This is a genomic window from Streptosporangium sp. NPDC000095 (assembly GCF_042899335.1).
GTDB lineage: Bacteria > Actinomycetota > Actinomycetes > Streptosporangiales > Streptosporangiaceae > Streptosporangium.
Genome location: NZ_JBIAZS010000001.1, coordinates 561,098 through 580,271, shown reverse-complemented (window position 1 = coordinate 580,271; position 19,174 = coordinate 561,098). Strand labels below are relative to the sequence as shown.

The following is a 19,174-nucleotide window of genomic DNA, read 5'->3' as shown; positions in this document are numbered from 1 at the left end:
CCGGTTGTAAGCGGGGCCGTGAAGATCAGCCGTAGAGGGATTCGACCTGCTTGGCGAAGTCGCGCATCACGATATTGCGCTTGATCTTCAGGGTCGGGGTGAGGTGCCCGCTCTCCTCGTTGATGTCGAGGTCGAGGATGACGAACTTCTTGATCTGCTCGGCCTTGGAGACGGACCTGTTGGCGCCGTCCACCGCCTTCTGCACCTCGGCGACGATCGCCGGATCGGAGCTGAGGGTGGCGAGGTCAGCGCCGGTCCTGTCGTTGGCGGCCTTCCACTGCTCCAGGGCCTCGACGTCGAGCGTGATGAGCGCCGCGACGAACGGCCTGTCGTCGCCGACCACCATCGCCTGGCTGATCAGCGGGTGGGCCCGGATGTGGTCCTCCATCGGGGCCGGGGCGACGTTCTTGCCCGCGGCGGTGACGATGATCTCCTTCTTCCTGCCGGTGATGCGGAGATAGCCGTCCTTGTCGAGCTCGCCGATGTCGCCGGTGTGGAACCAGCCGTCCGCGTCGATCGCCTCCGCGGTGGCCGCCTCGTTGTTCCAGTAGCCCTTGAAGACGTGGCGGCCCTTGACGAGCACCTCGCCGTCGTCGCCGATGCCGATGGTGACGCCGGGGAACGGCTTGCCGACGGTGCCGATCTTGTTGGCTCCCGGCATGTTGACCGAGGACGGCGCGGAGGTCTCGGTGAGGCCCCAGCCCTCCAGGGTCTCGATGCCCACGCCGCGGAAGAAGTGGCCGAGCCGCTCGCCGAGGGCGGAACCGCCGGACACCGCCGTCGTCAGCCTGCCTCCGGTCGCGGCGCGGATCTTGCCGTAGACGAGCTTGTCGAACAGGGTGTGCTTGAGCCGAAGGCCCAGCCCCGCGCCACCCGCCGACTCGGCCCTGCTCCAGGCGACGGCGGTGTCGGCCGCGGCGTGGAAGATCTTCCCCTTGCCCTCGGCGGTCGCCTTCTGCTCGGCGCCGTTGTAGACCTTCTCGAACACACGGGGCACGCCCAGCAGGAACGTGGGCTTGAAGGCCTGCAGGTCGGGGGCGACGTTCTTCATGTTGGGGGTGTGCGCGAGGATCGTGGCCGTCTCGATCAGCACGATCTCGATGATGCGGGCGAAGACGTGCGCGAGCGGCAGGAAGAGCAGCGCCGCCCTCTCCTCCACGACGAACAGCCGCTCCAGCGGGCCTTTCGCGACGTTCCTCGCGGTGAACAGCAGGTTGTCGTGGGTGAGGCTGCAGCCCTTGGGCCTGCCGGTGGTCCCCGAGGTGTAGACGATGGTCGCCAGGTCGGCGATGCCGCGACTCGACCTGCGCTCCGCGAGCGTCTCGTCGGTGACCTCGGCGCCGAGCGCGGTGAGCTCCTCCAGGGCGCCGCCCTCGATACGCCAGATGTGCTTGAGGCCGGGCAGGCCGGACGCGTCCTCGCGGATCGTCTCCTCGTGCGACTCCAACTCGGCGAACACGGCCTTCGCGCCGCTGTCGGAGATGATCCAGGCGACCTGGTCGGCGGAGGAGGACTCGTAGATCGGCACGCCCACCGCGCCCGCGGTCCAGATCGCGTAGTCGATCACGGTCCACTCGTAGCGGGTGCGCGACATCAGGGCCACCCGGTCGCCGGGCTCCACCCCGGCCGCGATCAGGCCCTTGGCCACCCCGGCGACCTGGTCGCGGAACTCACGGGCGGTGACGGCGATCCAGTCGTCGCCGACCTTGCGCCGCAGGGTGACGACGTCGGGCTCCTCCTTCGCGCGGCGGAACACGGTGTCGGTGAGGTTGGCGGAGGCGGGGACATCCACCAGCACGGGGACGCTGTACTCGCGCACGGGTCACTCCTGGAGACGCACGATCGATGGGCTGTCTGGAAGTTATCGCGATAAGTTACGTGTGGGTAAATTCGTCACCCAGGCGTTATGAAGACTGATTTCACCGTAGCAAGTACCGTCGCAGCGGACCGTCGGCCGCGCCGTACGCCTTCACGCCGGGCTCACGCCCTGCGAGGTTCATCCCATATGGCCCTACTCGTTGGTGGTGAGGATGCCTGACATGCGGGTTCACGTCGTCAGTGACGTACACGGAAGAGCCGACGCGCTGGCCCGCGCGGGAGACGGCGCCGACGCGCTCATCTGCCTGGGCGACCTCATCCTGTTCGTCGACTATGAGGACCACTCCCAGGGCATCTTCGCCGAGCTCTTCGGGGCCGAGCGGGCGGGGGAGTTCATCGCGCTGCGTACGGCCAAGCGGTTCGAGGAGGCGCGGGCCATGTCCTCCGCGCTGTGGGCCTCGCTGGAGGGCGACCCGCGCGACCACATCGAGCGCTCCGTCCGGCGGCAGTACGGCGAGATCTTCGCCGCGATGCCGACCCCCGCGTACATCACCTACGGCAACGTGGACCTGCCGGTCTACTGGCCGGAGTACGTCAGGGAGGGGCACCGGGTGCTCGACGGCGAGACCGTGGAGATCGGGGGGCTGCGGTTCGGCTTCGTGGGGGGCGGGCTGCGCACCCAGTACCGGACCCCGTACGAGATCGACGACGAGGAGTTCGCCCGCAAGGTCGAGGCCGTCGGCGAGGTCGACGTGCTCTGCTGCCACATCCCTCCCGCGATCCCCGAACTGCTCTACGACGTGGTCGCCCGGCGCTTCGAGCGGGGCAGCGAGGCCACCCTGGAGATGATCAGACAGACCCAGCCGCGCTACGCCCTGTTCGGCCACGTCCACCAGCCCCTGGCCGCCCGCACCCGGATCGGCAGGACCGAATGCCTCAACGTGGGGCACTTCAGAAACAAAGGCGTCCCCTACGTGCTGGAGCTTTAGGCGATCCGGCGCCGGACGGGCGCCTCGGGGGCACGGCTTCCCGTCGTCGGGTTCCCGTCACCGGCCCGTCACCGTCCACCGCCGTCGTGGTGTCCCCGCCTGGCCACGCCCGGCCCCGCCGGGCGTACATCGGCGATCGTGAGGCAGTACGGTTGCCCCATGGCTGATCGCACCACCTCCAGCATCAAGATCGGCGCGGACCGGTCGACCATCATGACGGTCATCGCCGACTTCCCCTCGTACCCGGAGTGGGCCGGTCAGGTGAAGGCCGCGCGCCTCCTGTCCGCGGGGGAGGACGGCCGGCCCGCCACGGTCCGGTTCGTCCTCGACGCGGGTGTGATCAGCGACGAGTACACCCTCCGCTACACCTGGCACGGTGAGGAGTCCGTCGACTGGAGCATCGCCGAGGCCGGAAAGATGGTCTCCGGGCTCACCGGGAGCTATCGTCTTGCCGACGCGGGCAACGGCACCGAGGTGACGTACGAGCTCGCCGTGGATCTCAAGGTCCCGATGATCGGCATGATCAAGCGGAAGGCGGAGAAGGTCATCATCGACACCGCCCTGAAGGGGCTGAAGAAGCGCGTCGAGACCCCATGAGGGTGGGGGAGGCGCGGCACGGCGCGGAGCGCGGCTCCACGTCCTTCCGCCGGGAGGTGGCGTGAGCAGGGTCCTGCTCTTCACCGGCAAGGGCGGCGTCGGCAAGACGACCGCCGCCGCCGCGACGGCCACACTCGCCGCCCGGTCCGGGCTCAAGACCCTGGTGGTCTCCACCGACACCGCCCACTCGCTCGCCGACGCCCTCGGCGTGCGCGCGGGCGGGGAGCCCACGGAGATCGCGCCCGGTCTCTCCCTCTACCAGGTCGACACCCAGAAGGTGCTGGAACGCCAGTGGGGCGAGCTGCGCGACTACGCCAGGGGCGTCTTCGCCGAGCTCGGCCTCGACGAGGTGACCGCCGAGGAGATCACGGTGCTGCCCGGCGCCGAGGAGATCATCGCGCTCCTCGAACTGCGCGAGCAGGCGCGCACCGGTCTGTGGGACGTCATCGTCATCGACTGCGCCCCGACCGCCGAGACACTCCGGCTGCTCGCTCTGCCCGAGGCCCTCGACTGGCACGTGAACCGGCTGCTGCCCGTCGGCAGGCGGCTGCTCGGCGCCCTTTCCCCGCTGGTCCGCCGCCTGGCGCAGGTCAGCATGCCGGAAGACCACGTGATCGGCGCGGGCGAGCGGCTCCACCGGGGCCTGCTGGAGGTTCGCGAACTGCTCACCGGACCCGACGCGAGCGTCCGGCTGGTGCTCACCCCCGAGGCCGTCGTGCTCGCCGAGGCCCGGCGCACGCTGACCTCCCTCAGCCTGTACGGCTACCGGGTGGACGCGGTGGTCGCGAACCGTGTCTTCCCCGCGGAGGGCGCCGACCCGTGGCGGGAGAGATGGGTGCGAGCCCAGGCCCGCCACCTGGCCGAGGTCGAGGAGTCGTTCGCGCCGCTGCCCGTGCACATCGTGCCGTACCTGGAGGCCGAGCCCGTCGGCCTCGATGCCCTCATCACCGTCGCCGAGGCCATGTACGGCGAGAGCGACCCCTTCGCGCCGCCCTCCGTCGACCCGCCGCTGCGGATCACCGCCGACGGCGAGCTGTTCCTTGCCCTGCCGCTCGCGGACAAGGACGAGGTGGATCTGGCGCGCAAGGGCGACGAGCTGATCGTCAACGCCGGTTCCTACCGCCGTGTCCTGGCCCTGCCCGCCGCACTGGCCCGCAGGTCGGTGCGGGACGCCGCGCTCCGAGATGGGTTTCTCCGGGTACGGTTCGAATCGGGAGGGCCTGATGACCGATAACACGAATGACGCTGAGAAGACCCCGAAGCCGCGTGCGCCGAGGAAGCCGCGGAAGAGTGCCGCCGCGAAGCCGCCGCCCGAGGTCGGAGACATCGGGGGCGCCGGGAGTGCCGAGAGCACTGAGAGCACCGGGAGCACAGGAAACGTCGAGGCCGCTGGGGGCGGGGCCGCGGGCAAGGCTCAGAGGAGCCGCCGACCGGCGAAGACGACGGCCAGGAAGAGCCGGCCCGTAGAGCCGGTCGAGGAGTCCCCGCAGGGAGGACCTGCCGGGTCGTCCGAGCCCGTCGAGCCCGTCGAGCCCGTCGAGCCCGTTGTGCGGGCTGAGCCGGTGGAGGCCGTCGAGCGACAGCAGGACGCGGGGGAGCCCGTGCGGGCCGAGCGCGTCGAGAAGGTCGCGCGCCTGGAGGTGGTCGAGGTGGAGACCGTGGCCGAGGCCGCGCCCTCCGAGCGGCCCCCGGGCTCCGGCCAGGCTCCGGGTTCCGAGCAGGTCTCGCCCGCCGAGCAGGCCGAGCGCGACGCGCGCGCCGAGTGGTTCGAGCGCGCCGACCGGGCCAGGCGTGAGGAGCGGGCGGCCGGATGGACCCCTTGGTCCCGGCCGGGCGACCGCGCCGAGGCCACGAGCCGGGAGAAGGACACCGCCGCCGAAGAACGAGCGCGTGAGGAGCGGGCACGTGAGGAACGTGCGCGCGACGAGCGGGCGCGTGAGGAGCGGCGGGCACGGGAGGAGCGGTCCCAGGGGGGCAAGGACCCGCTGGGCACCGCCGCCGAGGAGGCGTTCAAACTCTTCGACACCCTGCAGCAGAAAGCCACCAGGGAACTGCGCAAGAATCTGATCAAGGGCACGATGACCGGGGTCGGCAGCGCGCTTTCCGGTGGCGGGCGCGGAAGAAGAGAGCGGGACGTGTGGGAGGAGGCGGTCTCGGAGCATGAGGAGTACATCTGCCGGGCCTGCCCCGTCTGCCGCGCGATGGCCGCGCAGCGTGAGTCGGGCGGCGGCGCCGTCACCGACCACCTCATGCAGGCGGGCACCGAGCTGTTCGCCGCCTTCAAGTCGGCCGTCGACGGACTCGGCAAGCCCGCGCCCGCACAGCGGGAGCGCGAGCGCGAGCGAGGAGACACCCCCGTGGAGCACATCGACCTGGGGTGAGCCCAGGGGGAGAGGATGAATGGACAATGGCGCTGACCATCGGTGTGGACATCGGCGGTACGAAGGTCGCGGCGGGAGTCGTCGACGAGGACGGCCTGATCATCGAGCATGCTCTGCGACCCACCCCGGCGGAGAATCCGGACCAGGTGGCCAACACGATCGGTGATGTGATCCTGGAGCTCTCCAAGGACCGGGAGATCGAGGCCGTCGGACTTGGCGCGGCCGGGTTCGTCGACGAGACCAGGTCCATTGTCCGCTTCGCCCCCAACCTCGCCTGGCGCGAGGAGGCGCTGCAGAAGAAGGTCTCCGACATGGTCGGCCTTCCCGTCGTGGTGGAGAACGACGCCAACGCGATGGCGTGGGGCGAGGCGAGGTTCGGCGCGGGACGCGGCGAGACCCACCTGGTGTGCGTGACCGTCGGCACCGGCATCGGCGGAGGCATCGTCTTCGACGGCTCCCTGTACCGGGGGCGCTGGGGCATGGGTGCCGAACTCGGCCACATGCAGGTGGTCCCCGACGGGCGCCTGTGCGGGTGTGGCAACCTCGGCTGCTGGGAGCGGTACGCGAGCGGCAGCGCCCTCGTGATGGAGGCCAAGCTGATCGCCGAGGCCGAGCCGGACCGGGCCGTCAAGCTCCTGGAGATCGCCGGAGGAACGCCCGACCAGATCGAGGGCCAGGAGGTCACCGAGGCGGCCAGGCAGGGCGACCCGGCCGCGCTCGCCGCGTTCTCCTCGATGGCCCGCTGGATCGGCCAGGGCCTGGCCGACCTCGCCGCCGTCCTCGACCCGGGCTGCTTCGTCCTCGGCGGCGGCGTCTCGCGCGCCGCGGACCTGTGGATCGACGAGACCCGCGAGTTCTTCAACACCCACCTGAGCGGACGGGGGCACCGCCCGCTGGCCGAGGTCCGCTGCGCCGAACTCGGCCCCTCGGCGGGCCTGGTGGGCGCCGCGGACCTCGCCCGCAGGCGCTGACGGCTTCCTCGCCATCCGTACCGGTCGCCCGCATGCCAATCGGAGCGGGCGACTGGTATGCCCTGCGGCGCGCGGTTATCCTCGCGGCACGCGTCGCGAATCGAGGTGGCCGGGTGCTCAGGATCGCCAGCTACAACGTGCGCTCCATGAAGGACGACGTCCCGGCGCTGGGACGGGTGGTCGCCGCGCTCCGCGCCGACGTGCTCTGCGTACAGGAGGCGCCCCGTTTTCTGTTCTGGCGTCGCAGGAGAAGGCGGCTCGCCTCATTCGGCGGGCTCGCCGTGGCCGCGGGCCGCCGCAGGGGCGGGGTCGCGGTGCTGACCGGCCCCGGGGTGCGGCTGCTGCACGGGGAGGGCCGTCTCCTGGAGTCCTTCTTTCCCCTGGAGCGGCGCGCCATCGCGATCGCCGTGGTGGAGTTGGGGGGACGGCGGGTCGCCGTCGGCTCCGTCCATCTGGATCTCGACGAGACCGCCCGGCGCCGCCACGCGGACGAGGCGGTGAGGTTGCTGAGGGCGGTGGCCGACCGGTTCGACGCGCTGCCGGTGCTGGCGGGAGACATCAACGAGCAGTCCGGTCAGCCGAGCTGGCGTCACCTCACCGAGCGGCTCACCGACTGCTACCCGGTCTCGCCGCGCGGCGACGGCTTCACCTTTCCCGCCAAAGGCCCGCACAAGCGGATCGACGCGATCTTCGCGGTGGAGGGCCTCTCGGTGGTCTCCTGCGGCGGGGCCGACGCGGACCCCGCCGACCTGGTGGCCGCCACCGACCACCTGCCGGTGATCGCCGAGCTTGACCACTCGCGCTCCGAGACCGGCCAACCGGCTCCGGTCACGGGTACCGGCTCCGGTACGGGTCCGGTGAGGTCACCCGATGTGGGCGGGCCGCCGGGCGCCACGCGGGGCGACCCCGATACGGGCCTTTCCGGGGAGCCGGACGCGGGTCTTCCCGGGGAGCCGGACGTGGGTCTTATGAGGGAGCCCGGATGACGAGTGGTTCCGTGCCAGGGAAAATTTCCGTGACGGGGGAAGGACGTCTTTCCAGATAGCGCCCGTCAAGTGAGGAGACCGGCACGCGGGGAGTGGATGAGCCCCGTACCATTTGAAACATGACCCGTCGCCTTCCGCGGCGTGCGCTGGTTCTCTGCGCGGGAGGCCTGCTCCTGCTGTCCTCGCAAGCGTTCCCAGCCCATGCCGACCCTGTCAGCCCGCCCGCGATCGAGGCGTGGCAGGCTCCGGTGAGCGCGGGCCTGAGCAGTGACGGGTCGCTGTCCGACGTGGTGGGCGTCTCGGCCACGAGCGTCTGGGCGGTCGGCCAGCAGAGTGTCTGGGACGTCTGGCAGAGCCGGGGCGCGATCACCCACTGGGACGGCTCCTCGTGGAGCGAGGTCGGCATCCGCAACGACCCGACCGGCGCCGGGCCGCTGCGCTCGGTCGCGGCGGCCTCGCCGACCGAGCTGTGGGCCGTCGGCGAGGGGCACGACGGCCTCCCCTACCTGGCGAGGGGAGACGGGGCGTCCTTCGACAGGGTCATCGTCGACAAGCTGCACGCCGGCGACTGGCTGGGCGGGGTGGCGGCCGTTCCGGGCCGGGTGGTCGCCGTCGGGCGGCGCGACAAGGTGCCCATGGTCGTGACCGGCACCGGCTCGAAGTGGAAGCTCACCCAGCTTCCCGACAAGGGCGCGCTGTACGGGGTGGCGCTGTCGGGCAAGAGCGACGGGTGGGCGGTGGGCGACACCGGCGGCAAGCCGTTGATCATGAAGCAGTCCGGCGGGCGCTGGAAGACCTACAAGACCCCCCGGATTCCGGGCGGCTACCTGCGTGACGTCCACCTCGACGGCCCCAAGCGGGCCCTCGCCGTCGGCGGCGTCTACCGGGAGAACGGGGGGATCGTCCCGCTCGCCCTGTCGTGGAACGGCAAGAAGTGGTCTCGGGTCTCCCTCCCCGAGGGAGACGTCCGGCTGTACGGGGTGACGGGCGACCGCAAGGGCCGCTACTGGATCTCCGGGGTCGATCTGGATCGGCCGGGGGAGGCCTTCCTGCTCCGGTACGACGGGCGCAAGGTCAAGACGCTGCGCGGTCCTGAGACCGCCGCTCCCCGGACGGTGCGGCTCCAGTCGGTGGCCTACCTGCCGGGCACCGACACCGTGTGGACCGTCGGCCACGTGGTCGACGCCTCCGGCAAGTACACCGACGTGATCGAGCGCTTCGGCAACTCGGCGCGTGCCGGCTCGGCACGCACCAAGCAGTAGCGGACTCGGGGCGCACCGACTCGGGGCGCCAAGCAATGGCGGACTCGGGGCGCACCGAGCAGCAGGCCGCTCAGATGACCGCGCCGTCGTCCCAGCCGGAGTCGTTGGGCGGGCCGTCACCCATGCGGACCACCAGCGCCACGAAGCCGCCGATGAACGCCGCGACCGCGGTGAAGAGCATCCATCCCTGCAGGTTCCAGCCGAGCGCGGCGCTGAGCAGCAGGTAGGCGGGGCCGCCGAACAGCGCGAGCCATGCGATCTTGGTGGTGGCGTCGGTCTTGGGCAGCGGGGGTGGGGGCGGAGGCACGTAGTGCCCCTCCTCGTCCTCGCCGCCGGACTGCTCCGTGCCGGTTTCGGCCTCGTCGGCGGGATCGTCCTCACGCAGGAGGTCTTCCTCGTCCGATTGCTTGATCACCCGTCGCGGAGGCTCGGCAGGGAGGTTCTCGCTGTCCGGCCACGGCTGATCTGCCGAGTCGCGCTCGGCGGTGTCGTTGAAGGACGCGACGATCTGACGCCAGACCTCGTCCTCATCGCTTTGAGGTGTCACCTAGTTGGGCTCGTTGCTCATCGGTCGATCACTTTCTCCCGAAGACCGCGCATCCCCCGCTCGCGATCAGTCTCTCTGCAAGGGTACAGACGCGTTCGAGGTGATGAACTCCAGGCTCCCCGCGAAGATCCGTTCAGCGTCGTTGTCAAGCGTCGCGACATGGTAGCTGTCGGCGAGCTCCACCACATTCAGATTCCCCTTGGTCAGCCTCTCCCGCAGAATACGCACACTCATCGGTTTCACAACATGATCCTGCGGACTATGGAAAACCAGGACGGGTTGGGTGATCTTACCCAGCTCCGATCGGGTCAGCGACCACAGCCGCAGGAGGGTGGCCGCGGCCTTGACCGGCGTACGCGTGTAGCCGAGCTCGGCCGCCCCCTCCTTCTTGATGTCCCCGGCCACGCCCGGCACCGACGCGACCACGAACTTGAGCAGGGGAGCCAGTCTGAGCAGTGGCACGTCGTTGACGATCGACGGGTTGACGACCACCACTCCCTTGATTCCGTCGCCGTGCACCTCGGCGAGCCGCAGCGCCATGCACCCGCCCAGTGAAAGGCCCATCACGAAGACCTCGGCGCAGCTGCCGCGCAGGTCCGCCAGGGCCTTGTCCAGCTCGGCGTACCAGTCCTCCCAGCCGGTGCGGGCCATCTCCCGCCAGGTGGTGCCGTGGCCGGGCAGCCTCGGCAGCGCCACCGTCAGGCCCGCCGCCGCCAGGTATTCGCCCCAGGGACGCAACGACTGCGGCGATCCGGTGAATCCGTGGCAGAGCAGGACGCCGATCTGTCCTCCCGCATGGTGGTACGCCTCCGCACCGGGCATGACTGGCATCGCGGCTCCTAGTAAGGTTCGCCTGATCGTCGCACGACTGGGACATGTTTTGCGAGAGGTCGATTTGGGTGGTTCGGTGGGGTAGGTGGCCGGGATCTGAAGTGGGAGGATAACTCCAGATTCTCGGCTGTCAATCGAAGGAGCATCGAGTGTTCTACTGGGTGGTGAAGGCCATCCTCTCGCCCTTACTTCATCTGATTTTCCGCCCCTGGGTGGAGGGTGTGGGGAACGTGCCGAAGCAAGGGCCGGTGATCCTCGCCGGAAACCACCTGTCGTTCGCCGACCACTTCTTCGGGGCGCTGTTCCTGCGGCGCAAGGTGATCTCTCTCGGCAAGTCCGACTATTTCACCGGCCGAGGTCTCAAGGGGCGGTTGAGCAAGGCCTTCTTCAGCGGCGTCGGCACCGTGCCCATCGACCGCTCCGGCGGCAAGGCGAGCGAGGCGGCGTTGCGCACCGGCAAGCGCATCCTCGGCGAGGGGAACGTGCTCGCCATCTATCCCGAGGGTACGCGTTCCCATGACGGCCGCCTCTACAAGGGCAAGACCGGTGTGGCCCGCCTCGCGCTGGAGGCGCGGGTGCCGGTCGTCCCGTGGGCGATGGTCAACACCTTCGAGATGATGCCCCCGGGCAGCGTCCTTCCCAAGCTGGGCATCCGCCCGGGGGTGAAGTTCGGCAAGCCGCTCGACTTCAGCCGCTACTACGGGATGGAGGAGGACCGCCTCGTCCTGCGCGCCGTCACCGACGAGATCATGTACGCGCTGATGGAGCTCTCCGGCCAGGAGTACGTCGACAAATACGCCGCGAGTGCCAAGGTCGAGGCCGCCCGCGCCGCCAAGGAGGCGAAGGAGGCCGCCAGGCAGGCCGCGAAGGAGGCGCGCAAGCGCTCCTGACCGGGCCGGGCGTCGTCACCGGTGCGGCGGGATCAAAGGGCGGTGAAGCCGATCCGAGGGCTGGGCGGAGTGACCGGCGAATCGGGATCAAAAGGGTGAGGCAGGGTGACCGGTGAGGCGGGTCAGCGGGTCGACTCGCGGATCACCAGCTCGGGTTGGAACATGATCTGCTGATGGGCGTGCGAGTCAGGGTTGTCGCACTCGTCCAGCAGTAGCTCGGTGGCGACCCGGCCCAGCCGGTGGGTCGGCTGCCGGATGGAGCTGAGCGAGACCGTCGACGCCGAGGCGAAGTCGATGTCGTCGTAACCGATGAGGGAGACGTCCTGGGGGACCCGTACGCCCGCCTGGAGCAGCCCGCGCAACATGCCCAGGGCGAGCAGGTCGTTCGCGCAGAACACGGCGTCGGGCAGCCGCCCCTCGGCGATCAGCTTCTCCGCCGCCTGCTGTCCCGACCTGGCGTTCATCGTGCTCACCGCGATCTCCTGCAGCACCTCCCCGGGGTCGTGGCCCGCCGTGGTCAGCGCCCGCTCCGCGCCGGTCAGGCGGTCGGCGCACTGGCGGATGGTGTGCGGGCCGGTGACGTAGGCGATCCGCTCGGCTCCGATGGAGAGCAGGTGGGAGACCGCGAGCGAGCCGCCGGTGACGTCGTTGACCGCGACCGAGCACTGGTCGGCGCGTTCGGCGGGGTGGTCCACCAGGACCACGCTGATGCCGCGCTCCTTGAGCTGGTCGAGTTTGGCCAGGTTCTCCCCGGCGGGCGTGATGAGCACGCCGCGGACCCGCTGTTCGGCGAAGACCAGGAGGTTGCGCTCTTCCTTGAGCAACTCGCCCGAGGAGTTGCCCAGGATCACCGCGTACCCGCGCTCGCTGGCCACCTCCTCGACCCCCGCCGCCACGTCGGTGAAGAAGGGGTTGCCGATGTCGATGACAGACAGACCGACTGTGCGGCTGTGCCCGGCCCGCAGGCTGGAGGCGGAACCGTGCCGGACGAACCCCAGGTCGCGGATGGCCTCCTCGACCCGGGCGCGGGTGGACTCGGCGACCTTCTCCGGCCAGTTGAGCACGTTGGAGACCGTTCCCGGGGAGACCCTGGCGCGCGTCGCGACTTCCTTAATACTCACCGAGCTCATGTGCACTGATTAAAACGTAACAACCTTTGATTCGCTAGTGACTTTAGGCGCTTTTGTGCCACTTGACTGGTTTCGTCTCTCGACCCGACGTGGCGGTGTTGACGGTGCCCGTGGGTGTCACGCGACTTTTTCGCCGTCGTTGAAACGTTTTCAAGAAGCGCTCGGATCTTGCGCGACGGTCTTCCCGGCGTCCGGGGGAGGAGCGAGCGGAGAGGATCGTCCGGCCTGTTCACGCTCTCGCCGACAGGCCGGACCCCCTTCAGACAGGGGATCCGGCGTTCGCGGGTGTGGGAGGCACGGTGGCCGCTCAGGGCCTCACGGGGTGTCCGTCCCCGTGAGGTGGGCGCGGATCTGGCGGATGTGCTCCGGGGTGGTGCGGCAGCAGCCGCCGACGAAGGCCGAGCCGGCGGCGGTCCACTCGGCCGCGGCCTCCCCGAACTCCACCGGGTCGGCCAGCCCGAGCCAGCGCCGGTTCGCGGAGTCCCAGACCTCGCCCGAGTTGGGGTAGACCATGGTGGGCTTGCCCTTGATCTGCGAGATCAGGCTGGGCACGTGGCGCGGTGCCGTGCAGTTGACGCCGATCGCGATCACCTGGGGGTTGCCGGCGAACAGACCGGCCGCCATCTTGAGCGGGGTGCCGTCGTTGATGTGCTCGCCGTCGCGGCAGGAGAAGCTCACCCACGCCCGCATCCCCGGCGTCTCGGCGAGCAGCCGCCTCAGCGCCCTCGCCTCGGTGTAGGACGGGATGGTCTCGCAGGCCATCAGGTCGGCCTCGCTGTCGGCCAGGATGTGCCAGCGGTCGCGGTGCCAGTCGGTGAGGCCGTCCTCGTCGAGGTCGTAGGCGCCGGTGTACTCGGCGCCGTTCGCCAGATAGGCGCCGTACGGGCCGACGCTCGCGGCCACCGTGCCCGAACCGTGGGCGTCCCTGGCCTGGGCGGCCAGGTGCACGGAGAGCAGGATGAGGTCCTCGGCCTCGGTGGCGCTCAGCCCTCGCTTCACGAACGCGGGGATGCTCGCCTGATAACTCGCCGTTATCGCCACCTCGGCGCCGGCGGTGAAGTAGTCGAGATGCGCCTGCCGGATCACGGAGGGGTTCTCCAGCAGGAGTTTCGCCGACCAGAGGTCGTCTCGCAGGTCCGCGCCCAGCTCCTCCAAATGGGTGGCCAGGCCGCCGTCCAGAATCACCATCCCGCTACTTTATGTGGCACGGCCGAGGTTGGAACCCCGCTCTTCCTGACCTTGGTTCCGCTCTGTCCCATATCGGCCTCGTGGCGTCTTCGCCGCGTACGGTGATCCGCGCCCGCACGAGCGCCGGATTCGCAGGGGGCGCCGTTGACCGCGAAGGGCTCGTGCCTCGCTCGCGCGAGGCGAAGGAAAACGGCCACACGTCACCTCCCGCTGTCGTCCGAATCGGCCCGCCGCCCGGTAGATGTCTGTAAGGCCTCAGGACGGAGATCGTGAATGGACGACGGGTTCGACGGTTACGTGGCGACACGTTACGAGCGGCTCCGACATACGGCGTATCTGCTCACGGGGAACAGGGCGACCGCCGAGGATCTCGTGCAGACGGCGCTCGCCAAGGCATGGGTGGCGTGGCGGCGGATCGAGGGCGATCCCGATCCGTACGTGCATCGGATCATCGTCAACACCCACGCCTCGTGGTGGCGCAGGAAGTGGCGCGACGAGGTGCCCGCCGAGCACCTTCCCGAGCACGCCGATCCGAGGGACTTCACCACCGAGGTCGGTAGCCGCCAGGTGCTCTGGGAGGCGATCGGCGGCCTGTCGAGGCGGCAGCGCGCGGTCATCGTCCTGCACTACTTCGAGGAGCTCACCCTCGCGCAGTGCGCCGACGCGCTCGGCTGCTCCCTCGGCACGGTGAAGACCCAGCTCGGCCGGGCGTTGAAACGCCTTCGCGTCCATTCCGAGATCCAGACGACGGGGGCGAAGCGATGACCCATGCCGAGGACGAGTTGCGCGCGGTGCTGGCCGGGAACGTCTTGGAGGGTCCCCCCGACATGCGGGAGATCGTGCGGCGTGGCCGTCGCATCAGGCGGCGCAGGGCCGTGACGGGCGTGGTGGGCGTGGCGCTCGCGGGGGCCGCCATAGCCGTCGCGGCCTTCCAGGCCCAGGGATTCCGGGAGGGCGCCGAATCGATGGAGAAGGAGCCGCCGACGGCGGCGAGGGTCTCACCGCCGACCGAACTGCCCTCGCAGGACGTCCTGGACGCCCCTTTGATCGCGTCATACGGTTCCGCGACCGTGCCCGGCGGCACGACGCTCACGTTCCGGCCGTTGAGCGACTACACCTCCTACCGGGTCGTGTGCGCTGATCCGAAGGCGGTGGTGGTGATCCGGGCGAGCGACGGAAGCAGCTCGGTCGGTACCTGTGGAGAGGAGGGCAGACATCAGTACCACTATGAGAGGCCGCTGACCTCCAGCTGGTCGGAGCGACCCCAGCGTCTCAAGGTCTGGGTCCTGCCCGGTGACGCGCCGATCGATCCTCCCGCTCCTCCCTCGCCGTCGAAGGATGACTGCAAGGTGGTCAAGAAGGAGCTGGGCATGTGTGACGGCAGGTACAAGATGACGTGGTTGACGGATCCAGGGGTCATCGAACGGGTGATCGCCGAGTTCGAGCGGCGACCGGGGCGGTGGGCGGTGGGGGTCTACGACCGGACGGGCAGGCCCGCACCGTCGAGGACGACCCCGATGCCGACGAGGACCGTCACCGTCGGACCGGACGGCCGAGTCGGTACGGCGACACCGCCGGGGCCGATGCCCACGAGGACCGTCACCGTCGGACCGGACGGCCGAGTCGGTACGACGACACCATCGGGGCCGATGCCGACGAGAATCGTCACCGTCGAACCGTGAGCCGGACCGTGCGGAGAGTGGGACCGCCCGCCGGCGGGTCCGGGAGACCTGCCCGGAACGCACTCCTCTCGGGTGCTCGTGCCGGGGGTGGTCCGGTGACCGTTCGAACGGTCACCGGACCGGGCCGGTCCCGCCGGGGCGCCCCGATCCGGTGACCGGAGAGGGTCAGCGCTTCCAGAACGGACGTCGCCCGGTGGAACCCGTCAGAGACTCCAGGACCTCCACGGCCCTCCGCCACAGGACGTCCACGTCCCCACCGGCCTGCAGCTCGCTCGCCAGGGCGGCGAGTTCGGCGTGGCCCCCGAGGTAGACGACGAGGGCCGCGAGGCGGCTGCCCAGGTCCTCCAGCAGGAGCAGCCGCTCGGCGGCGGGCAGGGAGGCCGCGGCGCGCAGCCGCTTCAGCTCCTCGGCGAGCTGCTCCTTCGGCGGGTCCTGGGGGGCGCCCTGGGACTTGCCGCGCTTCGGGGCGGCCCCCGCCGGTGCGGGACGCAGCATCCTGGCGCGGTCGTCGAAGCCTCCGGCCGCCGCCTCGTGCGGCATGCCGCCGACGGCGGGGCTCGCCGCGAACCTCGGCATGGAGCCGGGGCGGGCCATCCCGGGCGGTCCCGTGGGCGCGGGGGGCGGCGGGGCCGCCGCGTTCTCGAAGGCCATCGAGGTCATCATCATCGGAGCGGCGGCGATCGGGTTCTCCCAGCCGCTGGGCGGCTCCACCGGCTGGATCACCCGGTGTCCGGGACCGCCCTCGGCGACCACCTGCGTGTCGACCGCGACGAAGGCGGTGAACCTGCAGAGCACCCCGTACCTGAGCGAGGTCTCGACGATCTCGGCCTCCAGCGACCGGTCACCGGCCGCGTAGCGGTCCTCCAGGGCACGCAGCCGCGCCCGCGCCCAGATCGCCCGTACGGCCGGATTGTGCACCACGGAGGCGGTGACCCTCCGCTCCCACGGCGAGCCGTCGGCGCCCACGCCCCGTACGGTGATCGCCCCTTCGGCGGGGCCACGGTAGCGGCCGAGCACGGTGAGCGGGACGCCCGAGTAGACCGAGCCGATGTGGCTGACCGTCTCGGTGATCAGGTCGATCCCGTCGGCCTCGATGGACAGGTCGGTGACGAGTGGGGCGCCGATCCGGCGGTGGATGTGCTCCATCGCCTCGTCCAGCCGGTCCTCGGACTCGACCAGCTCGCACCTACCCCCGCCCACCCCGGCCAGCCTGCCCAGGAAACCGGCGTTGACCGCCCTGTCGATGCCGACCGTGTGCACCCGAACCCCGGCCAGCGCGGCGCCGGTCCGCGCCAGGATCTGGTCCTCGTTGCCGACCTGTCCGTCGGTGACGAGCACCAGCACCCGGTCCCTGGCGGAGTCGGCGAGCAGCTCGGCGGCCCGCTCCAGCGGGGACAGCATCTCGGTGCCGCCGCGCGCCTCCAGCCTGGCCAGGTGCTCCACGGCGCGGTAGCGGTTGCGGTCGGACGCCTCCGACAGCCCTTCGCCGAGACCCTCCGGGTATTCCACGACGCTGTCGAAGGAGAGCACCGCGAACCGGTCGCCCGAGGTGAGCGTGTCGACGATGCGCGCGGCCGCGCGCCGGGCCGCCACCATCTTCCAGCCGGTCATGCTGCCCGAACGGTCGAGGACGAGCACCACGTCCTTGGGCCTGGCCCCCGCGGGGGCAGGTTCAGGGACGACGGTCAGCGTGAACGTGCCTTCATCGTTCTCCGGGCCGTTCTCCTCGTCGTTCTCCTCGGGGGCGAGCGCGAGGGAGGTGGAGGCGCCGGTGGCCAGGCGCAGGATGAAGTCGCGGTCCAGCCGCTCACCCGGCTGGAGGCGGATCACACCGCCCTCTTCCTGGACCACGTGCAGGCTGGAGCGGACCTCGCGCAGCTCCAGGCCCGCGGGGTCGACGGAGACGGCGAGCGAGAGGCGGACCGGGTTGGGGAAGCCGGGCAGCAGCACCGGCGGGGTGATCCGGGAGGCGTCGGGGACCGCGTCGGTGTCCGGTGCCCACCCGTCGCCCGCCCGCTCGCCGTCCAGCGGGGTGCCCGGGATGTAGCGGGGGGCGACGACCAGCGGGAAGCGGAAGGTGGCCGCGCCGTCCTCGTACGGGAGCGGCTGGTTCAGCGTGAGGTGCACGGTGACCCGCTCGCCCGGCACGATGTTGCCGACCCTCATGGTGAAGACGTCCGGCCGGTCCTCCTCGGCGATCGCGGCCCGCTTGCCCTGGGAGATCGCCTGGTCGTAGTCGGCCCTGGCCTGGCCGCGCTCCTTGAGCACACCCTCGATGACCCGGCCGTCGGCCTCCATCCTGAAGGCGGTCACGGCGGCCCGGTCGGGCAGCGGGAAGACGTACGTCGCCTCAAGCGCCACGTCGTGCGGGTTACGGAAACCCTGGACCACCTCGACCCCGGCGCTCAGGCCGGACACGGCGGCGGTCACGTCCACGCTCTCCAGCGGCAGGTTGCCGAGCTCGGTGGCGAGCGCCCCCAGCCCGGTGTCGGGGACGGGGTGGCACTCCTCCGGCGGCAGTGTTGTGATCGAGGTAATCATGAGCGAGTTCCTTCCGGAGGTGTGAGGCCGCGTTCGCGGAGGAGTGACAGGAGCCCTTCCGCGGCGGCGGCGATCTCGGCGAGGTCGTCGGGAGTGGGGGCGTGCTCGCCCGTGTCGAGCAGGAGCGTCACGCCGTTCGCGAGCCGTACGCCGTGGACGGCCACCGCCTTCGGGGCGGGTGGCGAGGGCGGCGCGGGCCGGGTCTCGGTCGCGGGGGGCGGGGGCGGCTGTGCGGCGTGTGCGGCGGCCGGTCGGGGCGGTGGTGCGGGCACCTCCGGTTTCACCGGTTTCACCGGCTTGGCCGGCTCAGGTGACTTCGGTGGCTCTGCGGGGGAGGGCGGTCCGGCCCAGAAGCGCGGGCGTGCCGGCGTGCCGGTCGCCGCCGGAGGGGGTGGGGGTTGTGGTGGGTGGTCGGGGAGGCGGGCGATCGACTCCAGGGTCTGGTCGGTGGCTCCGGCCAGCTCGGCCTGGATCTCGGCGATGGTGCGGCCGTCGGACTGGCGTCGCTTCACGGCGACGATCTGGAGCAGGTGGCGTCTGCCGTACATGGCGACGCGACCTCGGCGGGCCGACGGGGGGTCGAGGAGGCCGATCGTCGAATACCAGCGGATGAGGCGTTCGTTGGGCATGTCCCGCACCCGCCCGTTGAGCTGGGCGGTGGGGGCCAGCGCCGCGGATGCCCGCTCAGCCAGTTCACCGATGGTCCATTCCATGCCTCGATAGTGACACTGTAATCATGACAGTGTCAACATTTCGACCGGCGTAGGGGGCCGATAGATGGGTACGGACATTTAGCAGCAAAGAGGAAACTAGGTTCGAAACAGGGGGAAACTCTATGTCTGCGATCACCAGTCCACTCAACCCGGAAGACAAGAAGGTCGTCGGCAACGTGCTCCAGGGGGCGCTCGTCGACCTGCTCGACCTGTCGCTCCTGACCAAGCAGGCGCACTGGAACGTGATCGGCCACAACTTCCGGTCGCTGCACCTGCAGCTCGACAAGATCGTCTCGTCGGCGAGGAAGCACGCGGACACCGTCGCGGAGCGCGCCGTAGCCCTCGGGTGCAACCCCGACGGCCGGGCCTCCACGCTCGCCAAGACCAGCGAGGTGCCGCAACTGGAGACGGGCTACATCCACGACGGCAAGGTCGTGGCGGCGATGACGGACATCCTCGGGTCCATCGTCCGCCGGATGCGCGAGCGCATCGAGGCCACCGAGAAGCCCGACCTGGTCACCCAGGACATCCTCATCGAGATCACGCAGGATCTGGAGAAGCACCACTGGATGATCGAGGCCCAGCGCTAGATCGTCTCGCCAAGGCGCCCCGGCCGGGGCGCCTTGGGTGTTCTCCGGAGTCCTTCTT

18 protein-coding genes are annotated in these 19,174 nt (G+C 70.4%); 11 read left to right on the top strand and 7 right to left on the bottom strand.

The genetic code is table 11. From position 1 onward, the window contains the following. Window positions 1-25 precede the first annotated feature (25 nt). Complete coding sequence (locus ACFY3V_RS02310) at window positions 26-1,819, bottom strand: AMP-dependent synthetase/ligase (protein ID WP_389769142.1); 1,794 nt, start codon at window positions 1,817-1,819, stop codon at window positions 26-28. Between the two features lie 220 nt (window positions 1,820-2,039). On the opposite strand from ACFY3V_RS02310, the gene ACFY3V_RS02305 reads away from it, so the two are divergent. The 7 genes from ACFY3V_RS02305 (at window position 2,040) to ACFY3V_RS02275 (ending at window position 9,004) form a co-directional block, all read left to right on the top strand. After that, the gene (locus tag ACFY3V_RS02305) at window positions 2,040-2,807 is read left to right on the top strand and encodes a metallophosphoesterase (RefSeq protein ID WP_362895666.1); all 768 of its coding nucleotides are present in this window, start codon (window positions 2,040-2,042) and stop codon (window positions 2,805-2,807) included. 159 nt (window positions 2,808-2,966) lie between these two features. Then, window positions 2,967-3,404: an SRPBCC family protein gene (locus ACFY3V_RS02300; RefSeq protein WP_389769139.1), complete on the top strand. Its 438-nt coding sequence runs from the start codon at window positions 2,967-2,969 to the stop codon at window positions 3,402-3,404. A 61-nt stretch (window positions 3,405-3,465) separates the two neighbouring features. Next, on the top strand, window positions 3,466-4,638 hold the full coding sequence (locus ACFY3V_RS02295; protein WP_362895664.1) for an ArsA family ATPase: 1,173 nt from the start codon (window positions 3,466-3,468) through the stop codon (window positions 4,636-4,638). Window positions 4,639-4,951: 313 nt separating this feature from the next. Next, window positions 4,952-5,785, top strand: a complete 834-nt coding sequence (locus ACFY3V_RS02290) for a hypothetical protein (RefSeq protein WP_362895662.1) — start codon at window positions 4,952-4,954, stop codon at window positions 5,783-5,785. Window positions 5,786-5,811: 26 nt separating this feature from the next. Further along, complete coding sequence (locus ACFY3V_RS02285) at window positions 5,812-6,756, top strand: ROK family glucokinase (protein ID WP_350947494.1); 945 nt, start codon at window positions 5,812-5,814, stop codon at window positions 6,754-6,756. A gap of 32 nt (window positions 6,757-6,788) precedes the next feature. Continuing rightward, window positions 6,789-7,742 carry an endonuclease/exonuclease/phosphatase family protein gene (locus ACFY3V_RS02280; protein WP_389769134.1) on the top strand — a complete coding sequence of 318 codons (954 nt, stop codon included), beginning with the start codon at window positions 6,789-6,791 and terminating at the stop codon, window positions 7,740-7,742. 119 nt (window positions 7,743-7,861) lie between these two features. After that, entirely contained in the window at window positions 7,862-9,004 is a 1,143-nt protein-coding gene (locus tag ACFY3V_RS02275) for a hypothetical protein (RefSeq protein WP_362895658.1), read from the top strand. 70 nt (window positions 9,005-9,074) lie between these two features. On the opposite strand, the gene ACFY3V_RS02270 is transcribed toward ACFY3V_RS02275, so the two are convergent. Both ACFY3V_RS02270 and ACFY3V_RS02265 read right to left on the bottom strand, forming a co-directional pair. Then, window positions 9,075-9,551 (bottom strand): hypothetical protein, encoded by a 477-nt coding sequence (locus tag ACFY3V_RS02270; RefSeq protein WP_350947497.1) that lies wholly within the window; start codon window positions 9,549-9,551, stop codon window positions 9,075-9,077. A 66-nt stretch (window positions 9,552-9,617) separates the two neighbouring features. After that, a complete protein-coding gene (locus ACFY3V_RS02265) occupies window positions 9,618-10,382 on the bottom strand; it encodes an alpha/beta fold hydrolase (protein ID WP_362502170.1) in 765 nt (254 codons plus the stop codon). Between the two features lie 149 nt (window positions 10,383-10,531). Between ACFY3V_RS02265 and ACFY3V_RS02260 the strand changes: the two genes are divergently transcribed. Continuing rightward, the gene (locus tag ACFY3V_RS02260; protein ID WP_350947499.1) at window positions 10,532-11,272 is read left to right on the top strand and encodes a lysophospholipid acyltransferase family protein; all 741 of its coding nucleotides are present in this window, start codon (window positions 10,532-10,534) and stop codon (window positions 11,270-11,272) included. Window positions 11,273-11,394: 122 nt separating this feature from the next. Here the strand turns inward: ACFY3V_RS02260 and ACFY3V_RS02255 are convergent, their stop codons facing one another. Both ACFY3V_RS02255 and mmuM read right to left on the bottom strand, forming a co-directional pair. Further along, on the bottom strand, window positions 11,395-12,402 hold the full coding sequence (locus ACFY3V_RS02255; protein WP_362895655.1) for a LacI family DNA-binding transcriptional regulator: 1,008 nt from the start codon (window positions 12,400-12,402) through the stop codon (window positions 11,395-11,397). A gap of 315 nt (window positions 12,403-12,717) precedes the next feature. Beyond that, window positions 12,718-13,590 carry a homocysteine S-methyltransferase gene (gene mmuM / locus ACFY3V_RS02250; protein ID WP_362895653.1) on the bottom strand — a complete coding sequence of 291 codons (873 nt, stop codon included), beginning with the start codon at window positions 13,588-13,590 and terminating at the stop codon, window positions 12,718-12,720. 273 nt (window positions 13,591-13,863) lie between these two features. On the opposite strand from mmuM, the gene ACFY3V_RS02245 reads away from it, so the two are divergent. Further along, on the top strand, window positions 13,864-14,355 hold the full coding sequence (locus ACFY3V_RS02245) for a SigE family RNA polymerase sigma factor (RefSeq protein WP_362895651.1): 492 nt from the start codon (window positions 13,864-13,866) through the stop codon (window positions 14,353-14,355). Beyond that, window positions 14,352-15,272, top strand: coding sequence for a hypothetical protein (locus tag ACFY3V_RS02240; protein ID WP_389769127.1), 921 nt, complete (start codon window positions 14,352-14,354; stop codon window positions 15,270-15,272). Before ACFY3V_RS02245 ends, ACFY3V_RS02240 begins: the two co-directional genes overlap by 4 nt. Window positions 15,273-15,437: 165 nt before the next feature. Here the strand turns inward: ACFY3V_RS02240 and ACFY3V_RS02235 are convergent, their stop codons facing one another. Together ACFY3V_RS02235 and ACFY3V_RS02230 are read right to left on the bottom strand one after the other, a co-directional pair. After that, entirely contained in the window at window positions 15,438-17,813 is a 2,376-nt protein-coding gene (locus ACFY3V_RS02235; protein ID WP_389769124.1) for a VIT domain-containing protein, read from the bottom strand. After that, on the bottom strand, window positions 17,810-18,526 hold the full coding sequence (locus ACFY3V_RS02230) for a MerR family transcriptional regulator (RefSeq protein ID WP_389769121.1): 717 nt from the start codon (window positions 18,524-18,526) through the stop codon (window positions 17,810-17,812). The genes ACFY3V_RS02235 and ACFY3V_RS02230 overlap by 4 nt, the downstream gene beginning before the upstream one ends. A 122-nt stretch (window positions 18,527-18,648) precedes the next feature. Between ACFY3V_RS02230 and ACFY3V_RS02225 the strand changes: the two genes are divergently transcribed. Continuing rightward, entirely contained in the window at window positions 18,649-19,116 is a 468-nt protein-coding gene (locus ACFY3V_RS02225) for a Dps family protein (protein ID WP_389769118.1), read from the top strand. Window positions 19,117-19,174 lie beyond the last annotated feature (58 nt).

Excerpts from the sequence above, each read along its gene's own strand:
- ACFY3V_RS02305 (WP_362895666.1), top strand. The coding sequence starts at position 2,040 with ATGCGGGTTCACGTCGTCAGTGACGTACACGGAAGAGCCGACGCGCTG.
- ACFY3V_RS02300 (WP_389769139.1), top strand. The coding sequence starts at position 2,967 with ATGGCTGATCGCACCACCTCCAGCATCAAGATCGGCGCGGACCGGTCG.
- ACFY3V_RS02285 (WP_350947494.1), top strand. The coding sequence starts at position 5,812 with ATGGCGCTGACCATCGGTGTGGACATCGGCGGTACGAAGGTCGCGGCG.
- ACFY3V_RS02280 (WP_389769134.1), top strand. The coding sequence starts at position 6,789 with ATGCCAATCGGAGCGGGCGACTGGTATGCCCTGCGGCGCGCGGTTATC.
- ACFY3V_RS02275 (WP_362895658.1), top strand. The coding sequence starts at position 7,862 with ATGACCCGTCGCCTTCCGCGGCGTGCGCTGGTTCTCTGCGCGGGAGGC.
- ACFY3V_RS02265 (WP_362502170.1), bottom strand. The coding sequence starts at position 10,382 with ATGCCAGTCATGCCCGGTGCGGAGGCGTACCACCATGCGGGAGGACAG.
- ACFY3V_RS02255 (WP_362895655.1), bottom strand. The coding sequence starts at position 12,402 with ATGAGCTCGGTGAGTATTAAGGAAGTCGCGACGCGCGCCAGGGTCTCC.
- mmuM (WP_362895653.1), bottom strand. The coding sequence starts at position 13,590 with ATGGTGATTCTGGACGGCGGCCTGGCCACCCATTTGGAGGAGCTGGGC.
- ACFY3V_RS02245 (WP_362895651.1), top strand. The coding sequence starts at position 13,864 with ATGGACGACGGGTTCGACGGTTACGTGGCGACACGTTACGAGCGGCTC.
- ACFY3V_RS02240 (WP_389769127.1), top strand. The coding sequence starts at position 14,352 with ATGACCCATGCCGAGGACGAGTTGCGCGCGGTGCTGGCCGGGAACGTC.
- ACFY3V_RS02235 (WP_389769124.1), bottom strand. The coding sequence starts at position 17,813 with ATGATTACCTCGATCACAACACTGCCGCCGGAGGAGTGCCACCCCGTC.
- ACFY3V_RS02230 (WP_389769121.1), bottom strand. The coding sequence starts at position 18,526 with ATGGAATGGACCATCGGTGAACTGGCTGAGCGGGCATCCGCGGCGCTG.
- ACFY3V_RS02225 (WP_389769118.1), top strand. The coding sequence starts at position 18,649 with ATGTCTGCGATCACCAGTCCACTCAACCCGGAAGACAAGAAGGTCGTC.